Raw genomic sequence first — 4435 nt, 5'->3', positions numbered from 1 at the left:
CCAGATTGGCCAGATGGCCGCTTCTATTAGAGTTGAAACTAATTTGCCTCTGCCCGATGCGCTCATCATTGCCACGGCTAAGGCAGCTGGTTGCGATGCAATTATTGGAAACGATCAATCCTGGTCCAGAATTGATACGCCGGAGGTACTCCTTCTTGATGATTATGTTCATGTGCTGTAGGGAGAAGTTTTGGCCGCAGGACTCCAGGTACAGGACTCCGGATTACTGTAAAAAATTTTCGGGAAAAGGGCGGGGAGGAGATCCACCAGAGGGGCGCCTAGCCATCATCTGTCTGCTTGTGAAGAGGGCCTGTGCTGTGTCGAGGTTGCTCTATGACAAGAAGGCTCCCTGTAGTTACGGCGAAAGAAGTAATCCCGGGCTGCAGAACGCATAATCACTGCTGTCGTTTTCCCTGACGACCATTGTTATGTCAGGTTCAAAACTGCATCTGCCTTTATGCTTGATCTTGATTACTTTCTTGCTGTACAGGGCTGGCTTGCCGGAGAAGGAGAAGGACTTTATGGCGATTCCGGAACCCCAGGCGACTAAAGTATGGAGAAACATAGATTCTAGGGGCAATGGAAGGCCTAGAAGTCAATTTTGAAATGTGGGGCAAGTGAATGGGGGAGTTAATAGAAAAGTTCAGGCGTTTTGCCACGTCTGGGGAAGTCGGGCTGTATAATTCCTGTTCGATCACGAGCGTTGTTCTTACTTCGAGAAAAGACAGGCTTCACAGGAATGTTTTTACTATTGCTGTTTTCGAGGAACTGCCCTTTCGGAATGATCGCCTGCGGTATCACACAGAGCGTCCGGTCAGGATTTCCAAAGATTTGAGCCTGGGTGTTGTTTCCCAGAGGGTAACTGTTGATGATGCCGTGAACCTCTACGAGCGGCTGGCCAGGAAAGGGAGATGGCAGCAACCCAGTTGCCCTGAACTTCAAGTTGCGAAGCTGACGCCTCTGGAGCCGGTTTTTGTGCCCTGCACTCCTGGTGTTCCCATTCACGGTGTTCTGAAGAATCCCCACCGCTACGCGAGCTACCTTTTCGAGTTTTTCAGTGAGCAGAAGGAGCTTTATCGGGAGTTGAATCCCAACTATTTCCGCGGTGATGTAACATCTCTCCAGAGAAAGGTTAACTCGGCAGTTCAAGATGTTATTCCCATTGATCTGGAATTTATTGAGGACCGCTGGGAAAACATTATTTTTCAGTTTCCCGTTAATCTGCTGAAGGTTGATGTGTGGGGAGACAGAGATGGTAAGCATATCTGGGTTGCCACCCGCTGGCATCCCGAGCTAGAACGCTCCCGGCAAGAAGTGAGAATTGAGAGTTGGGTTACTTTCGACGAAACGATTCTCGGGAGGACTGCGGTGACAACAGCGGAACCTCTTACGAGGTTGCACGTTGGTTCAACTGCTGGCAGGATAACCGTCCGGATTTCTACAAAAAGCGGCGAAATCACTTTGTATGAAAAGTCTCTTCACTTAGTTAACCGTGTGGCGATATCTGTGCGCCTTGTGCATCCGGAGAAGATCACGATCAACGTGCCGCCCTACGGGAAGCGCCGCCCAGGGTTTTCCTATACTGTGCAGCCTGTTTCCGGGGATGTCGTGAAGGCAGGAGCCTTTTCCGATTGGCGGACATGGGTTAGCAAGAGGGTGAATCTTGCTTCCAAAAGAGCGTTAGAAAGACGCCTGGAATTCGTGCAGTACGGGGTGGGCGGCAGGAACGAGTGGACAAGGGCACTAAGCGATCTCCGGCAGCTGATTACCTGGCACGGGGAGAACGGGGTTTATCTTTGGGACCCTTACGCTACCGCCAACGATATCCTTGCGACTCTTTTCGCTTGTGAATTCAGCGGCGTTCCCTTAAGGGTTATCACTTCATACAGCAAGCAGGTTAAGGGCTTGGCCGCCGATGGCGTCAAAATTTGTAGTTATCAAGACTGGGTGGCCTATTTGAAGGGCGAGCTTGCGGAGGCCCTGAAGCAGAGGAAGGTGAACCTGGAGGTCCGCTGCCAGCACGGCCGGCACGGGTGGAAGTTTCACGACAGGTTTTTGCTCTTCCCGGGCCGTGAGCCTAAAGTCTGGTCGCTCGGGTGTTCGGTGAACGCGCTTGGCCTTTCGCACAGCATCCTGATGAAGGTTGCTCACCCCCGGCCTGTGCTGGAGGCCTTTGAAAACCTTTGGGAGGCGCTTGCTCAGTGCATCGTGTGGCCCTAGAAAAGGTTTATTTGGAGCGGAAGCTTGCCCAGAACGCTTGGCGCGCGAGGGTGATTGAGAAACTCCAAGGAGATGTGACTCTTTTGCTGAGAGAAGGTGGCACCTACGAGCAGTACCGCGAGGAATACGTAAGCTTTGCTGGCCAGAAAAGAAACGCACTTGTAAGTCTGCTCAACGGCGTAACGCCTGACCTGGTTGAGCTGAGTTCCGGCGGGGGAGAGCAGTTCGGAAAGGAAGGCCCCTGGAAATTGAGGCTGGTCCTCGGGGGGCTTTTTCATTTCGCGTGCCTTAGAACCCGGGAAGCTCTGGTAGAGCTTGCTGCTGTATTCTGTCTCCTCGAACTGCCTTACGTAGCGTTGCGAGTTGTCCTGCAAGCGCAGCCACAGCTACTGAAGCTGGTGCAGGACTCCCTCGCGGAGTGTTTGAACAACGGACTCCCCTTTAGCTACAAACTTTCCCTTAAGACAGAAGCCAGGGGAACCTTCGAGGAGCGGGCTTTACGTGAATACGAAGAAGGACTGAGAGAAGAGGACCTCTCAAAGGTTTCTTGCCTGATGAAAGCCTTGCGACACCAGCGCATGGATTACCTGCACGGGCCGTACGCCGTGATTCTAGCCCTCGTTTATTACTGTGATCGAGCTCTTTTCGCCCGGTTGGTGGCTGCAGCGGCAACTCCTGCCTTCATCAACCTGATTTGTCAGGATCCAGAATTCGCCTTTGACCTGGAATTACTCTGGAAGATCGCCGAGCATGGCGGGCTGTGGGCGAGGGTTGAAGTGTTCCACCATTTGGTTGATTTATTGCGCGCCTGCCGCGAAGTGAGGCTAGTGCCAGCCGAGAAGAAAGAGGCTGCCCTGGCGCGGGCCTTTCGGAGGTTGATTGCAGTCTACCTAGGGAGGGTGCTTATTCTCCTGGTGGCAACAAAAAAGCCAGGATTGCTTGGCTATATCCTCGATACTGTTTCAGCTGTTTATCTTAACCCTGGCGACCGTTTTTCGCTCTACTTTCTGGGGAAGTACGTTGGTAGGAGCATTTCTCTTTACCTCTCGGAAGCTGCTCTTGAGCAAGAGCTTGCCGGCTGGGAGCCGTGCCGTTCTGCCTGGGGCCTCATGTATTTGCTTTACGGCGCACAGGCGGCGCTGGAAAAAAGAAGCGTGGAGCTGCTGTGCGCTTTGAATCGAGTGCTGCTCAGGAAATGGCTTGCCCTGGTTTGGAAAGCCTACCGGGATTCTGCCGAGCACGATGCTTCGTTGTTACCCTTTACGGCTTTGGACCTTGCTGTGGGGAACGCGCTGGCACAAAGGTGGAAGACGAGGAAAAATTCGGTGCGGTTTCTCAAGGGCCTCTGCCGCAGGCTGCAGGCGGTAGAAGGAATTTGGCTTGAAAGTTCAGAAGCAGAGGAACGGAAAAAGAGGGCTCTTTATGCAGGGATCTTGGCTCATGCCAGGGCCTGGGCGTTGCTTCCTCCGGATGAGGTTGTGGGCCCAGCAGTTCCCGCAATTGATTTCGTTCGGGGATACATAGCAGACCGGCGGAACTGGGAGCGGGTGCCCGGCAGGGATAATAAGTTAGAAATGCCTTCCTACTTCATGGAAATCCAAAAGGCTTATGGACTTGGGCTTTAGCCTCTGGGGGCTCGAGCCCGGGTATCAGCGGGCTTTTGCTAGAGGAAGCGTCCCCGGCTACCTGGAGCGCGCTGTTCCTCGGGCTGGACCGGGCGGAGACTGGCTAATTCTTCGCCCCAGTTCCGGGCGTGGAAACCTGCCGCGCGCAGTGATGGAGGCGATGGCGGCGGGCAAGCCGGTCGTGGCGAGCGGCGTGCGGCCTACCCGCGACCTCGTGCCGCCCGAGGAAAACAAGGGGACGGTTCTCATGTTTGCGGTAGGCAAGGGTAAGTGACGAGGACAGCTTCGAGATTGTCTTCCCCTTCCTGGATGTTCTAAATTTCCGGTTTTACAAACTGGAGTTAAAAAAACTCGACTGGCGGGAGGACATCCATAGCGACAATCCGGTAGCAGCGGCGCTGTTAAGCAAAATGGGCTTCCGGCCGGAAGAAAGGGTCCGTGTAAAGCTGGAATTCCTGCGCATGCTGGCCCGGATGAAGCTGGACCCGGCCCGGATGGAGTTGCTGGCCGCTTTTTTCGAGGCCTACCTGAAGCTGAACCGCGAGGAAGAAGAACAGCTTTACCGGGAATTGGGTAAAATGGACAAAAAG

4 protein-coding genes and 1 pseudogene are annotated in these 4435 nt (G+C 53.8%); all 5 read left to right on the top strand.

The genetic code is table 11. The annotated features are described in order from the left end of the window. On the top strand, positions 1 to 181 hold a 181-nt coding region (locus HPY90_RS15020), incomplete at its 5' end, for a type II toxin-antitoxin system VapC family toxin (protein ID WP_287195690.1). A gap of 440 nt (positions 182 to 621) precedes the next feature. After that, on the top strand, positions 622 to 2220 hold the full coding sequence (locus HPY90_RS15015) for a VPA1262 family N-terminal domain-containing protein (RefSeq protein WP_287195688.1): 1599 nt from the start codon (positions 622 to 624) through the stop codon (positions 2218 to 2220). Beyond that, entirely contained in the window at positions 2202 to 3845 is a 1644-nt protein-coding gene (locus HPY90_RS15010; protein ID WP_287195686.1) for a hypothetical protein, read from the top strand. The genes HPY90_RS15015 and HPY90_RS15010 overlap by 19 nt, the downstream gene beginning before the upstream one ends. After that, entirely contained in the window at positions 3829 to 4119 is a 291-nt protein-coding gene (locus tag HPY90_RS15005; protein WP_287195684.1) for a glycosyltransferase, read from the top strand. The genes HPY90_RS15010 and HPY90_RS15005 overlap by 17 nt, the downstream gene beginning before the upstream one ends. 136 nt (positions 4120 to 4255) lie before the next feature. After that, positions 4256 to 4435, top strand: a pseudogene (locus HPY90_RS15000) (DUF4351 domain-containing protein); the annotation flags it as partial.

This window comes from Syntrophothermus sp. (genome assembly GCF_013314835.1).
Lineage (GTDB): Bacteria > Bacillota > Syntrophomonadia > Syntrophomonadales > Syntrophothermaceae > Syntrophothermus > Syntrophothermus lipocalidus.
The sequence above is the reverse complement of the archived record's forward strand: the minus strand, read 5'-3'. Positions and strand labels throughout refer to the sequence as shown.

Bases quoted from the DNA above. Each gene is read 5' to 3' on its own strand.
- HPY90_RS15015 (WP_287195688.1), top strand. From the start codon at position 622: ATGGGGGAGTTAATAGAAAAGTTCAGGCGTTTTGCCACGTCTGGGGAA.
- HPY90_RS15005 (WP_287195684.1), top strand. From the start codon at position 3,829: ATGGACTTGGGCTTTAGCCTCTGGGGGCTCGAGCCCGGGTATCAGCGG.